Raw genomic sequence first — 25,997 nt, forward strand, 5'->3', positions numbered from 1 at the left:
CCTGGTGCATTCCTCGGCTGTCTCGTCCCGTCCAGAGTACTGCGAGCGCACGCTTTGTCAGTTTCCCAGCCGAACCGCTAGTCTAGACGGGCGCATGAGAACGGTTCGCCGAGTTCGTGGGCACAGGAGGCGTGCCAGAGCGGCCGAATGGGCTTCACTGCTAATGAAGTGTCCGCCTCAAAGCGGACCGGGGGTTCAAATCCCCCCGCCTCCGCCATTGTGAGAAGAACCCCCGTCGGGAGAGATCCGGACGGGGGTTCTTCTGCGTCCGCCGCAGGTGCTCACTGACATCGAGACTTGTGGCCCGCGTCGATCACCGCATCCTGCGGGAAATCGCTAGGCTCGGACCATGACTGCCTCCGCCGCCCCGCTCCCCGCCGACTCACCAACTCCGCGCGCCGTGCTGGTGGGCTGCGGCGACGTCGGCACGCGGATCGGCCATCGACTTCTGGACCAGGGCTGGAACGTCTCGGGATGGCGCCGCAGCCCGGAGCGTCTGCCCGCCTCCTTCGACGGCACGGCCGTGGACCTCACCGAGGAATCCACGGTCCCGGCCCCGCCGGCCGACACCACGGCGGTGGTCTTCTCGCCCGCCGCCGGCAGCCGCGATCCGCGGCGCTATGAGCAGGTCTACCTGCGCGGGCTCGAAACGGTGCTGGACCGCATCACGCAGGCAAACCTCGCCGAGACTGTGCAGGTGCTGCTGGTGTCCTCCACCTCGGTCCTCGGCGACGCCTCGGGGCGACTGGACGAATCTGCGCCGCTGACCCCTGCCGGCCCGACGGGTGAGGTCCTTGCCCGCACCGAGCAGCTTCTGCAGAAGTGGCGGGACGCCGGCGCTGAGTCCTCGGCCCGCTCGCGCAGCGGGATCCTGCGACTCTCCGGCATCTATGGTCCGGGCCGAGATCGGCTCATCAAACAGCTGCGCTCCGGTTCCGTGGGTGAAGCCGCAGGTCAGGACGCCCATGAGGCCTGGAGAATCTCAAATCGGATCCATTCCGACGACGCCGCGCGGGCCGCCGTCGAGCTGTTGACCTCCGCGGCCCCGCCGGAACTGGTGCTGGGCGTGGACAAGCTCCCGGTGCCCCTGGGCGTGGTGCACAACTGGATGGCTGACCAGCTCGAGCTCCCCCGCCCGTGGAGCGATCCGAGGCTCGATCCCCAGGTGCTGGATTCGGTGCCGCTGAACTCGCCGGTCCGCCATCACGCGGACTCCCCGTCTGGCTCCGTCCTGACCGATTCCAGCCCGTCGGGGGAGGACCTGTTCGACTCAGCGCTGCTCGGCGCGGGCCATGGCAAGGCGCTGGACGGGTCGCTGCTGCACCGCCTGCTCGGCGAGCTGCTGCATCCCGATTTCCGTTCGGGCTACACCGCCGCGCTGCGCGAGTAGCGGACCCCGGGCGGGCGTCGAGCCGCACCCGGTCAACGGGGACCCTCCATCGCCCATGCCGGGCCAACAGGTGGACCGACCCGAGCTGTGCTTGACATCACATCCGTTCCGGTGCTTCAGTTGACTTACCGACCAATCGGTCTGGAAATGCGATGAGGAGCACCGATGACTGAGTCCACCCAACTCGCCCCCGAGGGCCTGAACTCGAGCACCGCAGGTCGCCCTCGACATCGGATGCTGGACAACGATCGAGCCTCCGAGGCTCTCGGCATCGTGGTCCTCACAGCTGACCCAGGCCACGCTCGGATCAGCATGGTGATCCGCGAAGACATGACCAACGGCTTCGACATCGCCCACGGGGGAATGCTCTTCGCCCTGGCCGACACCTGCTTCGCCATGGCCTGCAACCACCCGAGCCTCGATGAGGGCACCATCACCGTGGCCTCCGGCGTCGACATCAACTTCTTGAAACCAGCTCTGCTCGGCGAGACGATCATCGCCGAGGCGATCGGAGTGGCCAACACAGGACGCAGCGGCGTCTACGACGTGACCATCACCCGGGGAGAAGACCTCCTCGGCGTGTTCCGCGGCCGCTCGCGCACCATCGCCTCCCCCGGAAAGAAGTGACCCGATGAGCATCCTCAACACCGAAATCACCGCGATCCCCGCAACCGACCCCGGTCTGCCCGATACCGAGGAGCTGATGAGCCGCGAGGAGATCGAGGCGCTCCAGCTCACCCGGCTGCAGCAGACCCTGCGCCATGCCTACGACAACGTCGCGGCCTACCGCGAGCTCTACGACGCCCACGGCGTCGGCCCCGATGACCTGCAGACGCTCGAGGACCTCGCCAAGTTCCCCTTCACGGACAAGGAGTTCCTGCGCGCGGCCTACCCGTTCAAGGCCTTCGCCGTGCCGATGGAACAGGTCCGCCGGGTGCACGCCTCCTCCGGCACCACCGGGCGCCCGACGGTGGTCGGCTACACCGATGCGGACATCGACAGCTGGGCGACTCTGCTCGCCCGCTGCCTGCGCTACTCCGGGGTGCGCCCGGGAGACCTGGTGCACAACGCCTACGGCTACGGCCTGTTCACCGGCGGCCTGGGCGCCCACTATGGGATCGAGAAGCTCAAGGCGACCGTGATCCCGATGTCCGGGGGGCAGAGCGAGAAGCAGGTCCAGCTCATCCAGGACTTCAAGCCCCGGGTGATCCTATGCACTCCGACCTACCTGTTGGCGCTGGCAGATTCCTTCCGCGCCGCTGGCGTGGACCCCAAGGACACCTCGCTGGAGGTCGCCGTGCTCGGCGCCGAACCGTGGACGGACAGGATGCGCCACGAGATCGAGCAGACCTTCGCGTTGAAGGCCTGCGACATCTACGGACTCTCCGAGGTGATGGGCCCGGGCGTCGCCGGTGAATCAGTGGAGCGCCAGGACGGCTCGACCATCTGGGAGGACCATTTCCGCCCGGAGATCATCGATCCGATCAGCGAGGAGGTGCTGCGCACCGGCGAGCACGGCGAGCTGGTCTTCACCACGCTGACAAAGCAGGCGCTGCCGATGATCCGCTATCGCACCCACGACCTGACCCGGCTGCTGCCGGGCTCCGAACGTCCCGGGCACCGACGGATGGGCCGGATCACCGGACGCAGCGACGACATGATCATCCTGCGCGGGGTCAACCTCTTCCCGTCCCAGATCGAGGAGATCGCCCTGGAGATCAAGGAGCTCTCCCCGCACTTCCAGCTGCGTCTGGCCCGACCGGGAAAGATGGATGAGATGACCGTGCACATCGAGCGGCGCGCGGAGACCTCCGCCGAGGACGCCGAGACAGCAGGAGCTGTGCTGGCTCGGCAGATCAAGGTCAAGGTCGGCTCCAGCTGCAAGATCAGCGTGGAGGAGCCAGGGTCCCTGGGTCGCTCCTCGGGCAAGCTGCGCCGGATCTATGATCAGCGGCCCCAATAGTCACCCGACTAGGGTGGAGTCATGACCCCCACTTCGACGACGGCGTCCGCCTCCCGCCGGGGCCGCCCCGGCTATGACCGCGAGGGGCTCATCACCGTCTGTGTCGAGACCTTCAACCGCCATGGCTATGAGGCCACCTCGATGGGCGCGCTCTCCCGCGAGCTGGGCATCTCCAAGTCGGCGATCTACCACCACGTGAGCTCCAAAGAGGAGATCCTCGACATCGCGCTGAACCGATCACTCGCCGAGCTGGAGCGGGTGATCACCGAGGCTGAGGCGCTGGACGCCTCCGCGGTGGCCGAGCTGGAGATGATCCTGAGCGAATCGGTGAAGGTGCTGACCACTTCATTGCCCTATGTGACGCTGCTGCTGCGGCTGCGCGGGAACTCCGAGATGGAGGTCAAGGCGCTGCAGCGGCGCCGCGAGATCACCCTGCGCATCGCAGACCTGATCAGGCAGGCCCAGAACGACGGTGATCTGCGTCAGGACATCGACGCCCGCACCGCCTCGCGTCTGGCCATGGGCACGATCAACTCGATCGTGGACTGGTACCGCCCTGTCGGCGGCGCCCCGGACGCGGCCCTGGCCGAGACCGTGAAGCAGATCATCCTCGGGGGACTGCGCACTGCCGAGCGGCGCTGAGTCACACCAGGACATAGTGCCGCCGCCTGCGCGGCCATCGGTGAGGCGATCGCCGAGTCAAGTCACAAGGGGCCTGCCCAGAGTCAGTAGTCACAGAAGCGCGCAGCCCCGTCCATGCTTTTCGGAGCATCGACGGGGCTTTTCGCCGCCCGCCTGCGCCAGATCTCCCAGACGCCATGGATGCGGGAGACTGAGGCCATGGACGAGCCCCGCCCCGCGGCGTCAGACCGCGATATGGAGAACGCCATCCTCGACCTGCTCGCGAAGCGGGCCGAGACGGCGACGATCTGCCCCTCCGAGGCTGCGCGCGCAGTCGCCGGCGAGGACTGGCGAGACCAGATGGACGCCGCACGGGCAGCGGCTCGACGTCTCGAGGCCGTCGGCGTCGTGGAGATCACCCAACGAGGCACAGCGGTCGACCCCGCGACCGCACGTGGGCCTATCCGTATCCGCCGACGCCCGCCCGACACGGACACGCGTTGATCCAGAAGACCAGACGGCGTCGGCGCCGCGGTCCGGCGCACTCGCCCGGCTGCGGCGAGAACGCCTGTTCCAACCGCGCCGACCCCAGCCATCTCACCCTTCTCGCAGCCAAGTGTTGACCGTCACATCTCCAGTGCTATACTGAACGAACGGTCGGTAAATAATGCGACGGAATAGAGGATGACCATGTCACCCGAGAACCACCAGCACGCTCCCCTGCACCTCGCCGACGAGAGCGACGCCGCTGCGGCGCTCGCCGAGGCAGAGTCCGGGCAGAACCGCTTCGACGAGATCATCGCCGAGGACTCCCGCGTCGAACCGCGGGACTGGATGCCCGAGTCCTACCGGAAGTCACTGGTGCGCCAAGTCTCCCAGCACGCGCACTCCGAGATCATCGGCATGCAGCCTGAGGGCAACTGGATCTCCCGCGCCCCCAGCCTGAAGCGCAAGGCGATCCTGATCGCCAAGGTCCAGGACGAGGCAGGCCACGGGCTCTACCTCTACTCCGCCGCCGAGACCCTCGGCCGCCCCCGTGAAGAGATGTATGACCAGCTCTACAGCGGCAAGGCCAAGTACTCGTCGATCTTCAACTACCCGGCCCGTACCTGGGCGGACATCGGCGCGATCGGCTGGCTGGTCGACGGCGCAGCGATCGTCAACCAGGTGCCGCTCTGCCGCGCCTCCTATGGCCCCTATGGCCGCGCCATGGTGCGCATCTGCAAGGAGGAATCCTTCCATCAGCGCCAGGGCTGGGAGATCCTCTACTCGCTCTCCCACGGCACCGAGGCGCAGCACCAGATGGCCCAGGAGGCCGTGAACCGCTTCTACGGTCCGGCGCTGCAGATGTTCGGCCCCCCGGACGGGGACTCCCCGAACTCCCAGCAGTCCATGGCGTGGAAGATCAAGCGCTTCACCAACGATGAGCTGCGCCAGCGCTTCGTCGACATGCTGGTCCCCCAGGTCGAGGCACTCGGCCTCACCCTTCCGGATCCCGAGCTGAAGTGGAACGAGGAGCGCGGCCACTACGACTTCGGCGACCTGGACTGGGACGAGTTCTTCGCCGTCATCAAGGGCAACGGCCCGCTGAGCCGGCAACGCCTGGAGCACTACCGCAAGGCCCGCGACGAAGGGGCATGGGTCCGCGAAGCCGCGACCGCCTACGCCAACCGTCAGTCCCAGGACCAGGCCGCCCTCATCGGCGCCTGAGTCCCACCCGCTGCACCCCCAAGACATCACCGCTAGAAAGGCGAGGCCATGACCTCCAGCGCAGATTCAAGCTCCTGGCCCCTCTGGGAGGTCTTCATCCGGTCCTCACGCGGGCTCTCCCATGTCCACGCAGGCTCGCTGCACGCACCTGATGCCACCATGGCGATCCGCAACGCCCGGGACCTCTACACCCGGCGCAATGAGGGCACCTCGGTGTGGGTCGTGCCGGCCGCGGCGATCATGGCCTCGGACCCCGACTCCAAGGGCGCCTACTTCGAGTCCGCCCAGGGCAAGAGCTACCGCCATGCCACGTATTACACCCAGTCCGAAGGGGTGAAGCACCTGTGAGCTTCGCATCGCATGACTCCGCCACCCGCCAGTCCCAGGGCGAGGCGATCACCGCCGAGGAGATCGCCGCCTCCGACACCAAGGCCGACGACGCCACCGCCAGGTACGCCCTGCTGCTGGGCGACGACGCGCTGATCCTCTCCCAGCGCCTGGGCGCCTGGGTCTCCCGGGCACCCGAGCTTGAGGAAGATGTCGCGCTGGCGAACATCGCCCTGGACCTGCTCGGCCACGCCCGGTTCCTGCTCACCTACGCCGGCACCGCCTGGGGCAAGTCCGAGGATGACCTCGCGTACTTCCGCAGCGAGGAGGAGTTCCGCTCCTGCCGGCTGGTGGAGCAGGAGAACGGCGACTTCGGCAAGACCATCGCCCGGCAGCTGATCTTCAGCTTCTACCAGCACGAGCTCTACAGCCGACTGGTGAACTCCACGGACACCACCCTCGCGGCGATCGCCGCGAAGGCGCTCAAGGAGGTCGACTACCACCAGGATCACGCCGCCCAGTGGATCCTGCGGCTGGGCCTCGGCACCGAGGAGTCCGCCCGGCGCGTCCAGGCAGGCCTTGACTCGGTCTGGTCCTATGTCGAGGAGCTCTTCACCGACGTCGAGCCGATCACCGAGCTCGGCGACATCGCCGTGCTGCCCTCCTCGCTGCGCGAGGCCACGCTGGCCCGGCTGCACCAGGTGATCGAGCAGGCCGGGCTGAGCATCCCCGACATGTCCGGCGCCCACGGCGCCGACCGCTCCGGGCGCCATTCCGAGCAGCGCGGACTGATCCTGGCCGAGATGCAGGTGCTGGCCCGCCAGCACCCCGGGGCCACCTGGTGAGAGGAGCACTCATGGCCGTCATGGGACCCGAATCCGTGACTCTGCCCGCCGATGCCACGGTCTGGGAGATCGCCGCCAGCGTCAATGATCCAGAGATCCCGGTGCTCAGCATCGCGGACCTGGGGATCCTGCGCGAGGCACGGGTGGACGAGGACGGCACCGCCGTCGTCGTCATCACCCCGACCTACTCCGGCTGCCCGGCCATGGACACGATCAACGCCGACGTGAGTGCCGCGCTGCGCCACGCCGGGCACCAGAAGGTGCGTATCGAGACCGTGCTCCATCCGGCGTGGACCACCGACTGGATGACCGAGGAGGGCAAGGTGAAGCTGCGCGAATACGGCATCGCCCCGCCCACCGGCAAGGCAGCCGTAGGACCCATCCGCGTCGGCCTGAGCGTGAAATGCCCCCGCTGTGACTCCCCCAATACTCGTGAGATGACCCGCTTCGGCTCCACCGCATGCAAGGCGCTGTACCAGTGCCGCGACTGCCTGGAGCCCTTCGACCACTTCAAGGTGCACTGATGTCGACGACCACACGCCGCCGCGCGACCTTCTCCACCCTCACCGTCTCCGAGGTGCGCCCGCTCACCGCAGACTCCGTGGAGGTCACCTTCGCCGTGCCCCCGGAGCTGCAGGAGGACTTCGACTACGCGCCGGGCCAGTACGTGGCGCTGCGCACCGAGCTCGAGGGCCAGGAGATCCGCCGCTCCTATTCGATCTGCACCGAGCCGACCCCCGGGGAGATCCGGGTGGCGATCAAGCGCGACATCGGTGGCCTGTTCTCCAACTGGGCCAATGAGTCGCTCAAGCCCGGGGACCAGATGGAGGTGATGAACCCCTCCGGGGCGTTCGTCTCCAAGACTGCGATCACTTCGATGAACAACCCGGCCAAGCTCGCCGAGGAGGCCGTGGCGCTGCGCTCGGATGTGCACCTGGTCGCCTTCGCCGCCGGCTCCGGGATCACCCCGATCATGGCCATCGCCCGTTCGGTGCTGGCCGCCTCGAAGGACTCCACCTTCGACCTGATCTACGCCAACCGCTCCGCCGGGGACGTGATGTTCGCCGAGGAGCTCGGCGATCTCAAGGACCGCTACCCCGCCCGGCTCGCGGTGCATCATGTGCTCAGCCGCGAGCAGCGGATCAACCCGCTGCTCACCGGCCGGATCGACGATGAGAAGCTCAGCGACCTCCTGGACAAGGTCCTGCGCGTGCAGGACACCGACGAATGGTTCCTCTGCGGACCCTTCGAGCTGGTCCAGATGGCGCGCGACTCCCTGGCCGCCCGCGGGGTCGACGAGGGCGACATCCGCTTCGAGCTCTTCACCACCGGACGCCCCGACCGCCCCGAGGGCCAGCAGGGCCGCAAGGTCGAAGCCGACCCGCAGGGTGACAACGTCCAGATCGAGTTCACCCTCGACGGGCTCACCGGCCAGATCGCGTCCCCCGCTGGCTCCGGGGAGACCGTGCTCAACGCCGCGCTGCGCGCCCGGCCCGATGTGCCCTTCGCCTGCGCCGGCGGAGTCTGCGGCACCTGCCGCGCGAAGGTCGTCTCCGGCGACTTCGAGATGGAGGAGAACTTCGCGCTGGAGTCCGACGAGGTCAAGGCCGGATACATCCTGACCTGCCAGACCCGGCCCACCTCCAAGCAGCTCGTCGTCGACTACGACGCCTGAGCGCGTCCCAACCCTGGAGACCCCATGATCAGCCTCACCATCACCGACGACATCGCCGAGATCGTCCTGGACGCCCCGAAGAAGCTCAACTCCCTGGATGAGCAGGCCCTCGATGACCTCGATGCCGCCTACCGGGAGGCTGAAGCTGCGGGCGTGCGCGCCCTGCTGCTGCGTGGCGAGGGCAAGGGGTTCTGCGCCGGCCGGGACATCTCCGACGTGGTGCCCGCCACCGACGACGCGCTCGGCTACCTGCAGGACAAGGTCACCCCGCTGATGCGCCGGATGGCGGCGTTCCCCGCCCCGACCTTCGCCGCCGTGCAGGGCGCCTGCCTCGGGGTGGGACTGGGCCTGGCCGTCGCCACCGACGTGGTCTACGTGGCCGAGAACGCCAAGATCGGCTCACCCTTCGCCGCGCTCGGAGCCACTCTGGACTCCGGCGGACATGCGCTCTTCGTGGAGCGCCTCGGCGCGCACCGGACCCTGGATCTGATCTACACCGCTGACCTGATGTCAGGCGCGGAGGCCGTGACCGCGGGACTCTTCTCCCGCGCGGTGCCGGCCGAGGAGCTCCTCGACTTCACCCGGGCGAAGGTCGCGGTGGCCGCGGCCGGCGCGACCCTGGCCTTCCGCGAATCCAAGGCCCTCGTGGCCGCGGTCCGGGACCAGCGGATCGGCCTCTGGGAATCTCTGAACGAGGAGAACCACGCCCAGGGCCGGCTGTGCGATTCCGCGGACTACACCGAGGGATTCGCCGCCTTCCAGCAGAAGCGGAAGCCGGTCTTCCACGGACGCTGAGTCTCCACAGCCGCTGTTCAGCCGCCGGCGACCTCACGCCGGAACGAACCGGGCGAGACTCCGTATTCCTGCTTGAATGCCCGGCTGAAGCTCGATGCCTCCGGATACCCCCAGCGGGCGGCCACCGCGCTGATCGACCGATTCGCCTGGGAGGGGTCCCCGAGTTCCATCCGGCACCGTTCCAACCTGCGCTGACGGACCCAGTCACTGATGGTGGTGCCCTCCTGCGCGAAGATCCCCTGCAGATAACGGACTGACACGTGCAGCGCGCGCGCCACGGCGCCGACGCCGAGTTCGGGGTCCCCCAGGTGGTCGTCGATGTGCCTGACCGCCTCCAGATAGACCACGTCGCGAGTCGGCACCTCGGCGGCGGGCCGGAACCGGGAGAGCAGCGTCGCCTGGACCAGCTGCAGCACCGCCGAAGCCGCCCGCGGGTCCGGAGCCATCTCACCCTTCTGCAGCTGATCATCAAGGCTGCCCAGCAGCGAGGACGTCAGCGCACCGAGACCGGCGGACCCGGGGATCCGCTGCGCCACCACGGCGCGGGCCTGCTCGGCCGAGAGCCCCAGGTGCTCCACCGCGATCTGCACCACGAACATCCGGTACGCCCCGCCGAAGACAAGGTCATAGGGACGCCGGGTGTCGTAGACGACCAGATCGCCCGGAGACAGCAGCGCCTCCCGGCCGTCCTGCCGGGTGAGCGAGCTGCCCTGAACCTGCAGCGCAAACTTGAAGACCCCGGGATCCCCCGCGGCGATCGCCTGCCGGCTGCGCCGCACGGTGACCGCATCACCACCCACCCCGGCGACGCTGAGCGACCCCAGCGCCAACCCCGTGAGCGCGCCGTTGAACCGGCTCGGGTCCTCGGTGCTGGCATCCAGCGGCACGAACGCGGTGTTCACCGCGTGTCTCCATGCCTCGAAGCGATCCTGAGGCGGCAGCTGGGCGGGATCGAAGGACACCTGTCCCGTCGTCGTGCTCACCGGATGGGCCTCTTGTTCCTCAGCATCGCTCCAGTCTCCCACCCTGTTGTGACGCGCGCCACAACATGTGCACCTGATGCACAGGTCTGTGCGCCTGCGATCAAGGCGGCGCCGTCGTCGGTGACGATGCTGGGAACACTGCCGAAAGAACTGCGCTCCGAGACGCACTGTGATCCAAGGAGAGATGAGCATCGTGAATGAAGCCATGACCACCGACTACGTCGTCATCGGCGCCGGGTCCGCCGGTTCCGTGATCACCCGCAGACTGCTCGACGCCGGACACAGCGTCCACCTGATCGAGGCCGGCGGCCGCGACGAGGACCCCAACATCCACAGTCCCCAGGGCTGGCCGATGCTGATGCAGGGAACCTCGGACTGGGCGCTGACCACGGTGCCGCAGATCCACGCGAACCACCGCAGCATCGCCTGGCCCCGAGGGAAGGTGCTCGGCGGCTCCGGGTCGCTGAACGGCATGATCTACATCCGCGGCCACCGCTCGGACTACGACAAGTGGGCCGCGGCCGGCTGTGAGGGCTGGGGCTGGGACGACGTGCTGCCGCTGTTCAAGCGTTCCGAGGACCATGAGGACGGAGAATCCGAGTTTCACGGCGCCGGCGGGCCGCTGCACGTGGAGAAGATCATGAATCGCCACGCCAGCTCAGAGGCCTTCGTCCAGGCCGCGGGCGCTGTGGGGATCTCCGAGACCCAGGACTTCAACGGCGCACAGATGTCCGGCGCCGGATTCAACCACACCACCACCAAGGACGGGAAGCGGCACAGCCCCTGGCGCGCCTTCATGCATCCGATCCTCGGCCACGAGCGGCTCACCCTCACCACCGATGCGCTGGTGCACCGGATCACCGTGGAAGCCGGTCGCGCCACCGGCGTGGAGTACAGCACCGGGACCGGGACGCACACCGCACATGCCTCGGCGGAGATCGTGCTCTGCGGAGGGGCGATCGGCTCCCCCAGCATCCTGCAGCGCTCCGGCATCGGTGATCCCACCGACCTGCGCCAGGCCGGGATCGACGCGGTTCTTCAGCTTCCCGGAGTGGGCAAGAACCTGCACGACCATGTCCTGGCCAGCGTCATCTATGAGGCGCCGGAACCCCTGGCCGAGGGGCGGCACAATCTGCTCGAGGCCCAGCTCTTCGCACACAGTCGGCAGACCGAGGAGGAGGCGCCGGACATCCAGCCGCTCTTCATGCACTTCCCCTACCCCACCGACGGCGGTGCGGTCCCCGCCGCAGGGTTCACCGTCAACGCCGGAATCGTGCGCCCGCTCTCGCGCGGCACGCTGCGGGTGACCAGCACGGACCCTCGGCTCGCTCCGCTGCTGGACCCCAACCTGCTGGCCGAGGAGCATGACCTCGAGGCGCTCTGTGACGCCATCGAACTGTGCCGGGAGATCGGTGCCCAGGACGCGCTCGCCCCCTACCGCAGGGCGGAGTTCAATCCTTCGGCCCCGCTTGAGACCCGCGACCAGGTGCGCGCCCACGCCCGGGCGATGGCCGGCACCTATCACCACCAGGCGGGCACCTGCCGGATGGGCATCGATGACCACTCGGTGGTGGATCCGCAGCTTCGCGTGCGCGGCGTCGCCGGGCTGCGCGTGGCCGACGCCTCGATCATGCCGGCACTGCCCAGCGGCAACACCAACGCCCCCTCGATCATGATCGGCGAGAAGGCGGCTGACCTGCTGCTGGGCCGCAGAGCCGATCTGACCCCAGCACAGCTGACCACAGCCGACCACGGCTGACCTCGGCCACCCTGACGACCAGACGACCAGACGACCTGACGACCTGACGACACCACCAAGGAGAACATCATGACCACCACCACGCTGCTCGAGGAGATCACAACCTCCGAGGGCCAAGAGATCCACGACCCCGCCACCGGTGAGCTCATCGGCCATGCCCCGCTCACCTCCGCCGCAGACCTCGACGACGCCGTCGCCCGTGCCCTGCACGCCCAGGTCTCGTGGGCCGCGACCCCGGACGGGGAACGTCAGGCCGCGCTGCATGCCGCAGCGGACGCGGTGGAGGCCCACGCCGAGGAGCTCGCCCAGCTGCTCTCCCGGGAGCAGGGAAAGCCGCTGAACGGACCCAACGCCCGCTTCGAGGTCGGCGCCTGCGTGGCCTGGCTGCGCACCGCCGCGTCGATCCCGGTGGAGCCCGAGGTGCTCGTCGATGATGAGTCCGGCTATGCGGAGCTGCACTATCGTCCGCTCGGCGTCGTCGGGGCCATCGGTCCGTGGAACTGGCCGATGATGATCTCGATCTGGCAGATCGCGCCGAGCCTGCGAATGGGCAACACCGTGGTGATCAAACCCTCGGAGTACACTCCGCTGAGCGTGCTGGCCCTGGTCAAGGTGCTCAACTCCGCGCTGCCGGCCGATGTGCTGATCGCGGTCCCGGGTGACGGTTCGCTGGGCAGGCAGCTCACCGAGCATGCAGATATCGCGAAGATCATGTTCACCGGCTCGGCGACCACCGGCAAGGCGATCATCAAGACCGCCGCGGACACCATGAAGCGGATGACGATGGAGCTCGGCGGCAACGACGCAGGGATCGTGCTGGACGACGCCGACCCGCAGGCCATCGCCGAGGACCTCTTCTGGGGCGCATTCATCAACACCGGGCAGACCTGCGCGGCGCTGAAGCGGCTCTACGTGCCGGATTCCATCTACGACGAGGTCTGCCATGCGTTGACCGAGGTGGCCGCCAAGATGCCGATGGGCATCGGCCTCGAGGAGCAGAACGTGCTCGGACCGCTGCAGAACGCGAAGCAGCGCGACATCGTCGCCCGGTTGGTCGACGCTGCGAAGGACTCCGGCGCCCGCGTGCTGATCGGGGCAGATCCCGACGAAGACGCCCCGGGCTTCTTCTATCCCGCCACCCTGGTGGCCGACATCGATCCGCAGAACCCGCTGGTGATCGAGGAGCAGTTCGGTCCGGCGCTGCCGATCATCCGCTACACCGATCTGGAGCAGGCGATCGCGTGGGCGAACGGCCTCGAGGTCGGGCTGGGCTCCTCGGTCTGGTCCTCGAACCCCGAACGCGCCACCGAGGTGGCCGCCCGGATCGAGGCGGGCACCACCTGGATCAACAAGCACGGCGCCATCGATCCGCGGGTGCCCTTCGGCGGCGCCAAGCAGTCAGGCTTCGGCCTGGAGTTCGGCCTGCAGGGACTCAAGGAGGTCGCCCAGCCGCATGTGATCAGCCGCTGAGCGCACCGGCCGGGTCTTGCCGTTCGCAACCGTCACACCGGGACGCCGGGGATGCGGCCCCTGGCTGGCAGTTCCGCACCCCGAGCAAACCCGGCCCAGAGCGCCCGGACGGCCTTGCCTGCTTCATCGAGCTCCTCCCAGGACGCTCCCTGCAGCAGCTTCAGCCCTTCGGTGTTCGCCGGAGTTCCGAAGAGCAGCGCCACATCGATCCCGTGTGCCGAGCGATAGAAGTTGTCGGGCGCAGCCCAGTCGAAGATGAAGTAGTGCGATCGGCCTCCGGCACGACGGTGACGCCTGACGAAGGAGCGGATGCCCCTGACGTAGACCTGCCTGGTCGCAAGCCGGCTCAGCAGCGTCGTCGCGCCCGAACCGAGCAGCGGAATCCCGCGAAGCCATTTCACCGGATGCGCGACCGGTATGAACAGCCTCGTCTCGTCTGCGGTGTGCGTGATCATGATGTCGATGTGCGGTGCGACTGCGTCCCAGGCCTGATCGATCTGGGATTCCTCAGGCAGCGGCCAGACTCCGTACTGGGTCCCGAAGGGCATGAGTCCGCGCAGACCGAACGGGGCGGCCGCTGCCCGCGCCTTCTCCTGGACGCGCAGCACCTCCTTGACCGGGGCGTCTGCGGGCAGGGAGGAACCGGCAGCGGCCATGGCTGCCGTCATCTTGTGTCGTCCCCGTGAGATCCCCAGCGGCGGACTCTGCATGATGGCCCGGCGGAAGAGCTCTGACGCTCTCGGTGTGGCCATCAGATGAGCGATGGCGTCGCCTCCGGCGGACTGGCCGAAGAGGGTGACCCCGTCCGGGTCGCCGCCGAAGGCGCCGATGTTGCGCTGCACCCATTCCAGCGCGCTGAGCTGATCCAGCAGACCGAGGTTGGCAGGCCGACCCTCGCCGCCGAGATATCCGAAGGCTCCGAGACGGTACGTCACGGAGACGACGACGACGCGCTGTTCACTCACCAGGGCACTCGGGTCGTAGATCGGCGCGTCTCCTGCACCTGAGATATAGGACCCGCCGTGGATCCACACCATGACCGGCAGGAGCTCTCCCTGCTGCCGGTTCTCCGGTGTCGTGACCGTGAGATTCTGGCAGTGCTCGTCCTGGGGAAGCCTTCCGGTCTGGCTCCCCATCACCGGTTCCAGTTCTCTGATCCGCCACTGCGGACAGGCCGGTGCTGGATCGAGTGCGGAGTACGGCTCAGACCAGTCATCTACGGGCTGCGGCGGCTGGAATCGCTGGGCCCGTGCGTAGGGAATGCCAGATGCCTTGAGGACCGGCCCGACGCGCTGTCCGATGACCGGGCCGCACGGAGGGGTGAAACGCTGCTCGGATCTCATGCACGGCCCATCTGCTCGACGATATGTCCTCCCAGTGAACCACTGCCTTCTCGCGCTGGGCGTCGGCCTCCGGCTGGGCAGCAGCTCGACGCGGCCGGGACTCTCCTCGGTGACGACACGGACCTCATAGCTGATCTCGGTGAACTCAGGCGGGCGGCGGTCCCTGAAGATACCGCGCGGCCCAAGGCTCAGGAACGTCTGCGGGAATGCTGGGGCTCGGGAGATCGGTCCGCGCTCCATAGGGACTGCGGAACCGCGAAGACGGCGGAACGTCTCGGTTCGCGACGTCGGTGCGTCGCGCTTCCAAGAGCGGGGCGGGAAGCGCGGCATCGCGGAGTCTACGAACCTTGTAGTGCTCGGACGGTCGACTCGGCAGCAGCGCGGTGCGCACCCAGTTCCATTGCACAGCTTCATTGACCGCCACAAGGTCCGCCTTCTCAGCAATGCTGAGTGTTCCATTCTCGGTGAGCGTGTCGTCGAGCAGGGCCGCTTCCCAATCTGCGATCAACGGCGGAAAGAAGCCGGGCTCCTCTTGCACTTCCCAGGCGTCACCGGTGGAGAGCTGCTTGACCACGAATCGCACCCCGAAGGAATCGTCGAGCAGATGCGTGCCGTACCTGACCCGACCACCGGTCAGGTACGCGGCGATGTCACCCAGGCATGGGCTGTTCTTCGAGACGACCAGAAGGTCGGTGCGGTCGATGACCCCTCCTGGGAATGCGTCGAGGACCAGTGCGGCGAAGGCGTATGCACCCCGAAGCAGCCCGTCACAGGCATGGCCGTGGAAGAGGATCAGATCTGCGAGGGTGACCTTCTTGGCGCGAGATTCGATCCGACCCTGCGCGGACCTGGTATCCAGAACCTGGAACCCCGGCAGCTCGGTCGCTTCTCGCAGCCACGACGGGACTTCCCAGTGCGATTCCTCTCGCTCTTCGTGGGACGCCTCCTCACCTGCGTCATCAATCGGTGTCGTCATGTCAGAAGCTGATCACCGCCGCACCTTCGAGGGCGTAGCGGACAAAGGCGTCGCGTGCGTATTCAAGAGTCACCCCGCGCGAGATGAGCGCCTCGGCCGTACCGACGGCGTGCGCCGCGTTCAGGCAGGCATGCACTTCGACGCCGTCTCGAGTGAGTGCCTCGATCTGGTGCCGGTAGCCTGCTCGGACCGGGTCGTCGCTCTCCTCGGTCAGGGCGGCCTGCGCGGGACCGAAGCAGAAGACCTCGAGCTCCACGCCCTGGCCTGCGGCGACCTGGCGGATCCTCTCCGCTACATGGGAACCAGCCTCGAGTGAACTGTTGTCGTCATGGAACAGGAAGATCACGGTCTTTGCCATGGGGCCATCATCCTCGGTCTCACCCGTGATCGCGCCCCTTCCCGACCGGCACCCAGAAACACACCCAGACCTCATTACGCTCGACCAGCCGGGTCAGTCCCTTGTGCCGGGTCAGTCCAGTGTGCCGGGTGAGCCGGGTGTGGCGGCGTCGTCCCACGCCTCGGAGTAGAACTCCGAGGAACGCGACCTCAGCAGCTCGGAATACACCGCCGGGGACAGCGACTGCGCTGAATCCTCTGGCACCTGGGAGGAGAACGCGGACACCCCCACCCCGGCCTGACCATCGGAGAGGGTCAGCCCGGCGACCTCCAGAAGCGTGGGGTACATGCTCAGCTGGTCCACGCCCTTGCGCAGCGTGGCGTCCGCCCCTCCGCCTGGAATCCAGATCCGGTTGAAGATGCTGCGGTCCGGGTGGTCTTCGAGCTGCTCCTGGAAGGCGTCGCCGGTGTTGACCGGCTTGAGGTGGTCGCCCATGATCACCACGGCGGTGTCCTCGAGGTATCCCTGCTCCTCCATGTGTTCCACGAATCCCGCCACCTGCGCCATGGAGCAGGAGAACACTGAGGTGGCCTGGTCCTGCGTGTCCACGTCGCAGTAGTCGAACACGTGGACCGGTTCATGGGTGTCCAGGGTCAGCACTGAGAGGTTGAACGGCGCCCCGGTCCGCACGGAATCCGCATGGAGCTCATCGAGCTCGTCCTTGGCCCGGGCCATCAGGCGCTGGTCACTCAGGCCCCAGTCGCTGCGGAAGCTGCTCGCCGATTCGCCGGCGGCCCGCCAGTCGGCGAGACCCTTGATCTGCGTGTAGCCGTGGCTGGCCAGAAAGTTGTCCTTCTCGGCGAAGGAGGAGCTGGCGCCGCCCAGGAAGACATTGGTGTATCCGTGATCGTCCAAGACATCACCCAGGCAGGTCGTTCCACCCAGGTAGGCCTCATCGCCCTCGCGAAGCTCACCGAGCGCGCCGCTGCTCGCGGCAGAGGTGGCGCCCGCCAGCGGGATGCCGCACTGGGTCGAGGTGAGACCGGACATGGTCCAGCCGCCGCCCTCGTACTGCCGGAGATCTTCCACGCTCTGCCAGCCCGCGTCAGCCGTGGTCACGTCCTTGAGCGGGGCGAACGCATCCTTCTCGAAGAGCGCCTCATCTTCGAGCGTGGCCTCGCCGGCCTCAAGGTAGATCAGCACCACGTTGCGCTTCTGCTCGTCGCCGGTGATGCGCGGCTGAAGGTAGTGGTCGCTGAGGTCGTACTCGGAGTTCCCCGCATTGATGTGGTCAGCGAGGCCCACCGCTGTGGCGAAGGAGGCAGTCCCGAGGACCACTGTTGAAGCGGCCGCCGCACTCGCGACGGCGCGCATCAGCCACGGCGAGCGCCAGGCTCGGTCGTGATCCCCGCGCAACCGGCGTATGCGGCGTCGGAATCGCACCGACAGCGCGATCCCGGCGGTGATCACCAGCGGGAGGACTCCGATGCCCAGGACGCCGACCCAGACCAGGGCTCCACCTCCACCGTCGGTCTCCACGGAGACCAGGTTCAGCAGCACCTGGCCCACGGTAATCTCTCCCCAGAGGAGGCGGATCATGGCTGCGGCGATCAGCAGGGCGAGCCCGATCCAGACCAGCAGAAAGAGCGTGATTCGGCCGAGGATCGCGCCAGACCGCCGGGCCACGTGGGGAATCCGGGCGCGCGCAGGGTCATTTGGCATTGCCGCTGCCACCATGTGCGCCCCTTGCCTGACCTCGAGCCCACTCAGGGGCGATGAAAACTCAGCCCCTTACGCTACGCGCCGTTCCCGAGGAGAGCCTGGAGGTCGGACACGGCAGAGGGCGGAGCCGAGGTTCTCCCCCGGCCCCGCCCCTTCACTGCTCGAGCATGTGCCTGCGTGCGCCTGAGGTCTGCGGGCGTCAGGCGCGCGCAGCCGACGTCAGCTGACGTCAGCCGACGACGGCGTCACACCCACTCGGGCTTGTTCTGCTTCGCCACCCGGGTCAGCACGTCATAGGTCGCGACGATCTCATCGTGCTGGTTGTGCAGCACGGTGTCCCAGCGGACCTCGCCATAGTCGTCGGTCTCGCGCGGGATGATCTGCTTCGCGGTCAGCGTCACGCGGATCGAGTCGTCGTAGGTCACCGGGGTCTGGAAGGAGAGGTTCTCCAGGCCGGTGTTGGCCAGCACCGGCCCCGGAGCCGGCTCCACGAAGAGTCCGGCAGCCCAGGCCACCAGCAGGTACCCGTGGGCCACTCGGCGCGGGAAGAACGGGTTCGCCGTCGCCGCCTCCTCGTTGGTGTGGGCGTAGAAGGTGTCTCCAGTGGACTCGGCGAAGGAGGTGATGTCCTCCAACGCCACGGTGCGCAGCCCCGAGGCGAACTGGTCCCCGATGCGCAGCTCGGTCAGGGATTTGCGGAACGGGTGCACGGCGGTGCCGTCGGCCACCGTCTCAGGGGTCGCGGTGATGGCCTTGGCGCCACGGTGCCAGACCCCGGTCACCCCGGTGAGCAGGTCCGGGGAGCCCTGGACGGCGGTGCGCTGCATGTAGTGCTTGACCGCGCGGATCCCACCGAGCTCCTCGCCGCCGCCGGCCCGTCCGGGGCCGCCGTGGACCAGGTGGGGCAGCGGAGAGCCGTGACCGGTGGAGGTCTTGGCGTCGTCGCGGTCCAGGAAGAGCACGCGCCCATGGTGGGAGGCGATGCCGCGGGTGAACTCGGCGGCGATCTCCGGGTCATGGGTGCAGACGGTGGCGACGAGGGACCCGCCGCCGAGGGCGGCGAGGTCCACGGCGTCGTCGATGTCGGCGTAGCCCAGCACCGAGGTGACCGGACCGAAGGCCTCCACCGAGTGCACCTCAGGGGTGCGGGCCTCGGCGAAGGAGAGCACGGTGGCCGGGAAGTACGCGCCGAGCGCGGCATCGGCCGAGCCGGTGCCGGACTCCGGGCCCCCCACCCGCACTGCGCCGCCGGCGCTGACCAGTGTGTCCACCGCACGGGCGACCTCGTCGCGCTGATCGGTGGAGGCCAGCGGGCCCATCGTGGTGTCGGCGTCACGCGGGTCTCCCAGGACCACGCGGGAGTCCAGCCGCTTCCGCAGCGCCTCGACCACCGGGTCCACCTGGGCCGAGGGCACGATGACGCGGCGGATCGCGGTGCACTTCTGGCCGGTCTTCGCGGTCATCTCCAGGGCCACCGACTTGATGAAGGCGTCGAACTCGACCGTGTCCGGGCCGGCGTCGGGACCCAGGATGGCGGCGTTGAGCGAATCGGTCTCCGCGGTGAAGCGCACACCCTGGTTGGCCACGTTGTCATGGGAGCGCAGCAGCTGCGCGGTGTTAGCCGAGCCGGTGAAGGCCACGTGGTCGCGGTGATCCAGGTGGTCCAGCAGGTCCCGGGCGGAGCCGGAGATCAGCTGCAGCGCACCGGTGGGGATCAGCCCCGAGTCGATCATCAGCCGCACACAGGCCTGGGTGACGTAGGCGGTCTGCGAGGCGGGCTTCACGATGGTGGGCACCCCGGCGATGAAGCTCGGGGCGAACTTCTCCAGCATCCCCCAGACCGGGAAGTTGAAGGCGTTGATCTGCACGGCCACCCCGGTGAGCCGGGTGTAGATGTGCTCACCGAGGAAGGAGCCGTCGCGGGAGAGCTGCTCCACCTGCCCGTCGACGATGACGTTGGCGTTGGGCAGCTCCTTCCGACCCTTCGAGGAGAAGGTGCGGATGGTGCCGATGCCGCCGTCCACGTCGATCAGGTGGTCACGCCGGGTGGAGCCGGTGCGGTCGGAGAGCTCGTAGAGCTCCTCGCGGTGCTCGTGGAGGTAGGCCGCCAGGTGCTTCAGCCGCAGTGCGCGCTGGTGGATGGTCAGCTGCCCCAGGCTCTCCTGGCCGACCGAGCGGGCGTGGGCGACGGCGGCGGAGGTGTCCAGTCCCTCGGTGGAGACCAGGCAGACCGGCTCAGAGGTGGAGGCGTCAAGGATCTCGCTGACCTTGCTCGGGGCCTCCGGGGTCCACCAGGAGTCCTGGATGTAGCTGGGCAGGAGACGGGGAGCCGCAGATGTGTCAGTGGCAGCCATGGGGTCCTCTCAACGACAGGTAGAACTGACCGAACGGTCGGTAATTGACCCCATCCTAGCCCGGGAGGCGAGAATGTGACACCCCGCACAGAATCCGCCGCGCCACGTCCGCTGCTCCAGCTCAGCTCGCCGACTCAGCTCGCCAGGTTCACCGCTGCAGCTTCATCCCTTCACCTTCACCACCGTGCGGCCGCGGACCTGGCCGGCGAGGATCTGCTCGGCCTGCTCGAAGACCCCGTCCAGCGGGATCTCCTGGGTCATCTCATCGAGCAGCTCCAGGGGCAGGTCGCTGGCCAGTCGGGCCCACGCCTGTGAACGCAGCTCAGGCGACGCGGTCACGGAGTTGATCCCGGCGAGGGTGACCCCGCGCAGGATGAAGGGCATCACGGTGGTGGGCAGGTCGACGCCCTGGGCCAGCCCGCAGCTGGCGACGGTCCCGTCGTCGTCGGTCTGCGAGAGGATGTTCGCCAGGGTGGCCGAGCCGGCGGAGTCGATCCCACCCGCCCAGCGGCGCTTCTGCAGCGCAGACCCGGCCTCGGCGAAGTCCTGGCGGTCCAGCAGCTCGGAGGCGCCGAGGTGGCGCAGATACTCGCCCTGCTCATGGACCCGGCCGGTCACCGCGGTGACCTTATAGCCGAGCTGGTTGAGCACCGCGATCGCCACCGAGCCGACCCCTCCAGCCGCCCCGCTGACGACGACGGCGCCTGACTCGGGCCGCACTCCGCCGCGCTCCAGCGCGAGCACCGCGAGCATCGCGGTGAACCCTGCGGTTCCGATCGCCGCGGCCCGCCGTGGGCTCAGCCCCGCGGGGAGTTTGACCAGGTATTTCGCGGAGACCCGGGCTCGCTCGGCCAGGCCGCCGTGGGCCGCCTCGCCGATTCCGCCGCCGGTGAGCACCACGACGTCGCCCGGGCTGAACTGCGGATCGGCGGAGGCGGTGACCTCGCCGACCAGGTCGATGCCCGGGATCAGCGGGGAGGTCCGCGCCACCCCGGGCTTGCCGGCCAGGGCGAGGCCGTCCTTGTAGTTGATCCCGGAGTAGTGGACAGCGATGTCCACCGGAGCGTCTCCCCCGGCGCCGTCGAGGTAGTCCTCGGGAAGGTCCTGCAAGGTCGCCTGGTGATCCTGAACGCGTCCGCGCTCCAGTGTCTGTTCGATCAGGGCTGCTCGAAAGGTCATGAAGGTCTCCTTGGCATCGGGTGCTCGTATTGGGTGTGGTCGTCGAAGATCAGGGCGGTCTGGGAGGACTGTACGCAGGCCAGCGACTGGATCCGCTCGAAGACCACGCGGCGCAGCTCCTCCACGGTGCGGGTGCGCACCAGCAGCACCGCGTCGTACTGTCCGCCGACCAGCGCCAGATGCCGCACCGCGGGCTCATCGGCGAGCGCCCCGCGCAGCACCTCCCAGTCATCCTGCTTCAGGGTGAGAAAGACGTAGGCCGCCGTGGACATCCCGGCCGCCCGAGGATCGATCACCGCGGTATAGCCCTGCAGCACTCCGGCGGCGCGCAGCCGGGAGATCCGCTCATAGGCGTTGGCCCGGGACAGGTGCAGCCCGGAGGCCAGGGCGCTCACCGATTGGCGGGCATCCTGACTCAGCGCATGCAGGATTCGGTGGTCCACGGAGTCCAGCGAGATCTGACCTCTCGCCGCCTCGTCTCGTTCATCGCCCATAGCTCTGGACGATACCAGCCGTGGCGCACCCCACACGAGCAGTTCGTCCAGCCCCGGGGACCCCCGGACGGACGCCGTCTTGGATGTGTCTGCGCAGTGGTCACGCGCGGGCGAGCTGGGTGACACTCGTACCAAGAGTGTGATGCACGACACCTGCACGAGAGACTTTTTTAGGAGGACTCGCGATGACCAGCGAGACACGGGACGGGACCCCGATCCAGGGCTCCCACATCAAGGAGACGAGCAGCAGCTTCGGGATCACCCCGGAGCAGTACATGCTCCCGGCCGCCCAGCAGATCCGGATGCTCGGACCCGACGGGCAGCTGATCGCCGAGGAGGCCCAGGGCACCAGCCCCGGGCACGAATACCCGATCCCCGAGGACGACGCCCTGCTGGCCGCCTATGAGGCGCTGGTGGTGGGCCGCCGGGTCAATGACCAGAACTATGCCCTGGTCCGCCAGGGCCGGCTCGCGGTCTACCCCTCCTCCCACGGCCAGGAGGCATGCCAGGTCGGTGCCGCCCTTGCACTGGGCACCGGAGACTGGATGTTCCCCACCTACCGCGACACCGTCGCCACGATCACCCGCGGGGTGGACCCGCTGGAGGTCATGGTCTCCTTCCGCGGCGACTGGCACTGCGGCTATGACCCGCTGGACTACAAGATCTCTGCCATGTCGACGCCGCTGACCACCCAGCTGCTCCACGCCGTCGGCGTGGCCCACGCGGCGAAGCTGCGCGGCGAGGACACCGTGGTGCTCGCGATGTGCGGCGACGGCGCCACCAGCGAGGGCGACTTCCACGAGGCGCTGAACTTCGCCGCGGTCTTCGAGGTCCCGGTGGTGTTCTTCGTGCAGAACAACGGCTACGCCATCTCGGTGCCGCTCTCGGCGCAGACCGCTGCGCCTTCGCTGGCGCACAAGGCCATCGGCTACGGCATGGCCGGGGAGCAGGTGGACGGCAACGACATGGTGGCCGTGCTGGCCACGCTGCGCCGCGCCGTCGAGCTGGCCCGGAAGAACTCGATGCCGCTGCTGCTCGAAGCCATCACCTATCGGATGCAGGCCCACACCAACGCCGACGACGACTCCCGCTACCGCGAGTCCGCCGAGGTCGAGCAGTGGAAGCAGCGTGACCCGCTGCTGCGCATGCGCACCTTCCTCACCGAGCGCGGGGTCCTCGACTCCGACGCCGAGACCCGGATCAGCGGGAAGGCCGAGGAGGTCGCGGCCGCACTGCGTCTGGCCATGACCACCGAACCGGACATGGACCCGCTGGAGATCTTCGACCACGTCTATGCCGCCCCGACCGCCCAGCTGCGCGAACAGCGCGCCAAGCTGGCCGATGAGCTCGAGCGAAGCCAGGAGGGCTGACCCATGGCCACTGCCACCACCCCCGCGCCGGCCGGCGCCACCACCAAGCCCACCACCTTCGCCGCAGCGCTGAACACCGCGATGTCCGACGCCATGGAGGGCGACCGCTCGGTCTGCGTCTTCGGCGAGGACGTCGGCACACTCGGCGGAGTCTTCCGGATCACCGACGGGCTGACCCAGCGCTTCGGCGCGAACCGCTGCTTCGACACCCCGCTGGCCGAATCAGGCATCGCCGGCATGGCCATGGGCATGGCGATCAACGGGATGCGCCCGGTGATCGAGATGCAGTTCGACGCCTTCGCCTACCCGGCGCTGGAGCAGATCTTCAGCCACATCGCCAAGACCGCCAACCGGTCCCGCGGGCGGGTCCGCCTGCCCATGGTCATCCGGATCCCCTACGGCGGCGGAGTCGGCGGCGTGGAGCACCACTGCGACTCCTCCGAGGCCTACTACGCGCACACCCCGGGGCTGAAGATCTACACCCCGGCCACGGTCAGCGACGCCTACCTGATGCTGCGCGAGGCCATCGACTCCCCGGACCCGGTGATCTTCTTCGAGCCGAAGAAGCTCTACTGGACCAAGGAGGCCGTCGACCTCAGCGCACTGCGCACCCAGTACGAGGCCGCTGCGAACGATGAGTCCACACCGGCGGCCGGGGTCGGGGCTGAAGGCCGCGCCGTCGTCGTCCGTGAGGGCACCGACGTCTCATTGATCAGCTACGGGCCCAGCGTGTCCACTGCGCTGAAGGCCGCCACGGCCGCCGCCGAGGACGGGATCTCTGCGGAGGTCCTGGACCTGCGCAGCATCGTGCCCTTCGACGACGCCGCCTTGGAGGCCACGGTGACCAAGACCGGTCGCGCAGTGGTGATCGCCGAGGCGCAGGGCTTCGTCTCGGTGGCCGCCGAGATCGTGGCCCGGATCCAGGAGCGCAGCTTCCATTCACTGTCCTCCCCGGTCAAGCGGGTCACCGGGTTCGACATTCCATATCCATCGCCGAAGCTCGAGGAGCACCACCTGCCCAGCGTGGACCGCATCCTGGACGCGCTCGACGAGCTGCAGTGGGAGGACTGAGATGACCACTTTCAACCTGCCCGACCTGGGCGAAGGACTGACCGAGGCCACGCTGCTGAGCTGGTTGGTGGCCGAGGGCGAGACGATCGTGGTGGATCAGCCCATCGCCGAGGTCGAGACCGCCAAGTCCGCCATCGAGGTGCCCACCCCCTACGCCGGAGTGGTCACCAAGCTCCACGGCGCCGTGGGCGAGACCCTGATCGTGGACGAACCGCTGATCAGCGTGGGTGCCGAGGGTGAAGCCGGAAGCGGCTCCGCCGCGGATGACTCCGCCGGCGCCGGAGCAGACGGCGCCTCCAACGGCTCCTCCGCGGGAGCACTGAGCTACCGCGAGGAGGAGCGCGCCGGCACGATGCCCGCCACCGGAGCGGTCACGGCCCCCGAATCCGCCGCTGACTCCGCGGAGGATGAAGGATCGGGCAATGTCCTGATCGGCTACGGCACCTCCACCTCGAAGAGCAGCGGGCGACGCCGCCGACGCAACGGCGCCTCCCGCCCGGCAGCCGCCGGCGGTGCCGCCTCCCCGGCGAGCGACGCTCCAGCCGTCACAGCTCCAGCGCAGAAGGCCCCTCGGGTGTCCTCGCCACTGGTGCGCCGACTGGCTCGCGAGCATGCCCTCACCCTGGGCGAGCTCACGGGCACCGGTCCGGAGGGGATGATCCTGCGCGCCGACGTGCTCGCCGCGATCGACTCCTCCGCCCAGGCAGCCCCTGCCTCCGCCGAGGCGGTCAGCTCTGCGCCTGCCTCGGCATCTGCGTCCGGTCCCACACCGCCCTCCGCGGGCTCGTCGAAGACCGGCGCACCCGCAGCGGCACCGGCACCGGGTGGCCTCGAGGTCCGCGAACGCGTCCCGATGTCGGGGATGCGCAAGGCTGTGGCCACCACTCTGACCCGTTCGCGCCGAGAGATCCCGGAGGCCACAGTCTGGCAGGACGTGGACATGACCGAGGTCCTCGCGCTGCGCTCCCGACTCAAGGCGCAGGCCGCCAAGGACGGCACCACCGCGCCGTCGCTGCTGGCGCTGCTCAGCCGGTTCGTGCTGGCCGGGCTCTCCCGCTATCCGGACCTGGCCACCAGGCTCGAGGACACGGCAGACGGCGCCCAGGAGATCGTGCACTACGACGGCGTGAACCTGGGCTTCGCGGCCCAGACACCGGCAGGGCTGGTGGTTCCGGTGATCCGGCACGCCGAGCGGCTCTCCGCCCGGGCGCTGCACGGGGAGATCTCACGGCTGGTCGGTGAGGCCCGCGAGGGCAAGATCTCGGGCAAGGAGCTCACCGGAGGCACCTTCACGGTGAACAACTACGGGGTCTTCGGCTCCGACGGCGCCACCCCGATCATCAACCACCCCGAGGTCGGAATCCTCGGCATCGGCCGGATCCTCGACCGCGCCTGGGCGGTGAACGGGGAGCTCGCAGTCCGCAAGGTCGCCACCTTGACCATCGCCTTCGATCACCGGGTGTGCGACGGCGGCACCGCCGGCGGGTTCCTGAACTTCGTGGCCACCTGCTTGGAGGACCCGTCCTCCGCGCTGGCGGATCTCTGAGGATCAATAGGCTGCACCATTGAGGGATGAGCAGAACGGGCCGGGGCCGACAACAGATGTCGGCCCC

Annotated in this window: 24 protein-coding genes and 1 tRNA gene; 17 read left to right on the top strand and 8 right to left on the bottom strand. The window is 68.4% G+C overall.

Features of this window, described 5'->3' with window-relative positions:
• Positions 1-125 precede the first annotated feature (125 nt).
• The 12 genes from LTH93_RS04430 (at position 126) to LTH93_RS04485 (ending at position 9,326) form a co-directional block, all read left to right on the top strand.
• A tRNA-Ser gene (locus tag LTH93_RS04430) sits at positions 126-217 on the top strand.
• 132 nt (positions 218-349) lie between these two features.
• Positions 350-1,390: an NAD-dependent epimerase/dehydratase family protein gene (locus LTH93_RS04435; RefSeq protein ID WP_241470198.1), complete on the top strand. Its 1,041-nt coding sequence runs from the start codon at positions 350-352 to the stop codon at positions 1,388-1,390.
• Positions 1,391-1,555: 165 nt separating this feature from the next.
• Positions 1,556-2,017 carry a hydroxyphenylacetyl-CoA thioesterase PaaI gene (gene paaI / locus LTH93_RS04440; protein ID WP_241463786.1) on the top strand — a complete coding sequence of 154 codons (462 nt, stop codon included), beginning with the start codon at positions 1,556-1,558 and terminating at the stop codon, positions 2,015-2,017.
• Between the two features lie 4 nt (positions 2,018-2,021).
• Positions 2,022-3,353, top strand: a complete 1,332-nt coding sequence (locus LTH93_RS04445; protein ID WP_241463785.1) for an AMP-binding protein — start codon at positions 2,022-2,024, stop codon at positions 3,351-3,353.
• A gap of 21 nt (positions 3,354-3,374) precedes the next feature.
• The gene (locus LTH93_RS04450) at positions 3,375-3,995 is read left to right on the top strand and encodes a TetR/AcrR family transcriptional regulator (protein WP_241470199.1); all 621 of its coding nucleotides are present in this window, start codon (positions 3,375-3,377) and stop codon (positions 3,993-3,995) included.
• A 198-nt stretch (positions 3,996-4,193) separates the two neighbouring features.
• Complete coding sequence (locus LTH93_RS04455; RefSeq protein ID WP_241470200.1) at positions 4,194-4,478, top strand: DUF3253 domain-containing protein; 285 nt, start codon at positions 4,194-4,196, stop codon at positions 4,476-4,478.
• A 186-nt stretch (positions 4,479-4,664) separates the two neighbouring features.
• Positions 4,665-5,684, top strand: coding sequence for a 1,2-phenylacetyl-CoA epoxidase subunit PaaA (paaA, locus tag LTH93_RS04460; RefSeq protein ID WP_241463782.1), 1,020 nt, complete (start codon positions 4,665-4,667; stop codon positions 5,682-5,684).
• 48 nt (positions 5,685-5,732) lie between these two features.
• Positions 5,733-6,032 carry a 1,2-phenylacetyl-CoA epoxidase subunit PaaB gene (gene paaB, locus LTH93_RS04465; protein WP_036474355.1) on the top strand — a complete coding sequence of 100 codons (300 nt, stop codon included), beginning with the start codon at positions 5,733-5,735 and terminating at the stop codon, positions 6,030-6,032.
• The gene (paaC, locus tag LTH93_RS04470) at positions 6,029-6,856 is read left to right on the top strand and encodes a 1,2-phenylacetyl-CoA epoxidase subunit PaaC (RefSeq protein ID WP_241470201.1); all 828 of its coding nucleotides are present in this window, start codon (positions 6,029-6,031) and stop codon (positions 6,854-6,856) included. The genes paaB and paaC overlap by 4 nt, the downstream gene beginning before the upstream one ends.
• Positions 6,857-6,867: 11 nt before the next feature.
• Positions 6,868-7,380, top strand: a complete 513-nt coding sequence (gene paaD, locus LTH93_RS04475) for a 1,2-phenylacetyl-CoA epoxidase subunit PaaD (protein WP_241463780.1) — start codon at positions 6,868-6,870, stop codon at positions 7,378-7,380.
• A complete protein-coding gene (gene paaE, locus LTH93_RS04480; RefSeq protein WP_241463779.1) occupies positions 7,380-8,531 on the top strand; it encodes a 1,2-phenylacetyl-CoA epoxidase subunit PaaE in 1,152 nt (383 codons plus the stop codon). Before paaD ends, paaE begins: the two co-directional genes overlap by 1 nt.
• 24 nt (positions 8,532-8,555) lie before the next feature.
• Positions 8,556-9,326 carry an enoyl-CoA hydratase/isomerase family protein gene (locus LTH93_RS04485; protein WP_241463778.1) on the top strand — a complete coding sequence of 257 codons (771 nt, stop codon included), beginning with the start codon at positions 8,556-8,558 and terminating at the stop codon, positions 9,324-9,326.
• Between the two features lie 17 nt (positions 9,327-9,343).
• Here LTH93_RS04485 and LTH93_RS04490 read toward each other — a convergent pair whose 3' ends face one another.
• Positions 9,344-10,309 (bottom strand): helix-turn-helix domain-containing protein, encoded by a 966-nt coding sequence (locus LTH93_RS04490; RefSeq protein ID WP_241470202.1) that lies wholly within the window; start codon positions 10,307-10,309, stop codon positions 9,344-9,346.
• 184 nt (positions 10,310-10,493) lie between these two features.
• On the opposite strand from LTH93_RS04490, the gene LTH93_RS04495 reads away from it, so the two are divergent.
• Both LTH93_RS04495 and LTH93_RS04500 read left to right on the top strand, forming a co-directional pair.
• Positions 10,494-12,068: a GMC family oxidoreductase gene (locus LTH93_RS04495; protein ID WP_241470203.1), complete on the top strand. Its 1,575-nt coding sequence runs from the start codon at positions 10,494-10,496 to the stop codon at positions 12,066-12,068.
• Between the two features lie 66 nt (positions 12,069-12,134).
• Positions 12,135-13,538, top strand: a complete 1,404-nt coding sequence (locus tag LTH93_RS04500) for an aldehyde dehydrogenase family protein (RefSeq protein WP_370642694.1) — start codon at positions 12,135-12,137, stop codon at positions 13,536-13,538.
• Positions 13,539-13,570: 32 nt separating this feature from the next.
• Here the strand turns inward: LTH93_RS04500 and LTH93_RS04505 are convergent, their stop codons facing one another.
• The 7 genes from LTH93_RS04505 to LTH93_RS04535 all read right to left on the bottom strand — a co-directional run bounded on the left by LTH93_RS04505 (position 13,571) and on the right by LTH93_RS04535 (position 21,943).
• Positions 13,571-14,881, bottom strand: a complete 1,311-nt coding sequence (locus tag LTH93_RS04505) for a carboxylesterase family protein (protein WP_241470205.1) — start codon at positions 14,879-14,881, stop codon at positions 13,571-13,573.
• A gap of 145 nt (positions 14,882-15,026) precedes the next feature.
• Complete coding sequence (locus tag LTH93_RS04510) at positions 15,027-15,857, bottom strand: formylmethanofuran dehydrogenase subunit E family protein (RefSeq protein WP_241470206.1); 831 nt, start codon at positions 15,855-15,857, stop codon at positions 15,027-15,029.
• 1 nt (position 15,858) lies between these two features.
• The gene (locus LTH93_RS04515) at positions 15,859-16,215 is read right to left on the bottom strand and encodes a DsrE family protein (RefSeq protein ID WP_241470207.1); all 357 of its coding nucleotides are present in this window, start codon (positions 16,213-16,215) and stop codon (positions 15,859-15,861) included.
• Positions 16,216-16,326: 111 nt separating this feature from the next.
• Entirely contained in the window at positions 16,327-17,916 is a 1,590-nt protein-coding gene (locus LTH93_RS04520) for an LTA synthase family protein (RefSeq protein ID WP_241470208.1), read from the bottom strand.
• Between the two features lie 245 nt (positions 17,917-18,161).
• The gene (gene paaZ, locus LTH93_RS04525; protein ID WP_241463770.1) at positions 18,162-20,270 is read right to left on the bottom strand and encodes a phenylacetic acid degradation bifunctional protein PaaZ; all 2,109 of its coding nucleotides are present in this window, start codon (positions 20,268-20,270) and stop codon (positions 18,162-18,164) included.
• A 162-nt stretch (positions 20,271-20,432) separates the two neighbouring features.
• Positions 20,433-21,449 (bottom strand): MDR family oxidoreductase, encoded by a 1,017-nt coding sequence (locus tag LTH93_RS04530; RefSeq protein ID WP_241463769.1) that lies wholly within the window; start codon positions 21,447-21,449, stop codon positions 20,433-20,435.
• A complete protein-coding gene (locus LTH93_RS04535; protein WP_241463768.1) occupies positions 21,446-21,943 on the bottom strand; it encodes an Lrp/AsnC family transcriptional regulator in 498 nt (165 codons plus the stop codon). The genes LTH93_RS04530 and LTH93_RS04535 overlap by 4 nt, the downstream gene beginning before the upstream one ends.
• Before the next feature lie 185 nt (positions 21,944-22,128).
• Between LTH93_RS04535 and pdhA the strand changes: the two genes are divergently transcribed.
• The 3 genes from pdhA to LTH93_RS04550 are packed head-to-tail and all read left to right on the top strand — an operon-like array spanning position 22,129 to position 25,930.
• Positions 22,129-23,313 (top strand): pyruvate dehydrogenase (acetyl-transferring) E1 component subunit alpha, encoded by a 1,185-nt coding sequence (gene pdhA, locus LTH93_RS04540; RefSeq protein ID WP_241463767.1) that lies wholly within the window; start codon positions 22,129-22,131, stop codon positions 23,311-23,313.
• Positions 23,314-23,316: 3 nt separating this feature from the next.
• Positions 23,317-24,384: an alpha-ketoacid dehydrogenase subunit beta gene (locus tag LTH93_RS04545; RefSeq protein ID WP_241470209.1), complete on the top strand. Its 1,068-nt coding sequence runs from the start codon at positions 23,317-23,319 to the stop codon at positions 24,382-24,384.
• 1 nt (position 24,385) lies between these two features.
• A complete protein-coding gene (locus LTH93_RS04550; protein WP_241470210.1) occupies positions 24,386-25,930 on the top strand; it encodes a dihydrolipoamide acetyltransferase family protein in 1,545 nt (514 codons plus the stop codon).
• The last annotated feature ends 67 nt before the right edge of the window (positions 25,931-25,997 follow it).

The organism is Nesterenkonia sp. DZ6 (assembly GCF_022565835.1).
Classification (GTDB): domain Bacteria; phylum Actinomycetota; class Actinomycetes; order Actinomycetales; family Micrococcaceae; genus Nesterenkonia.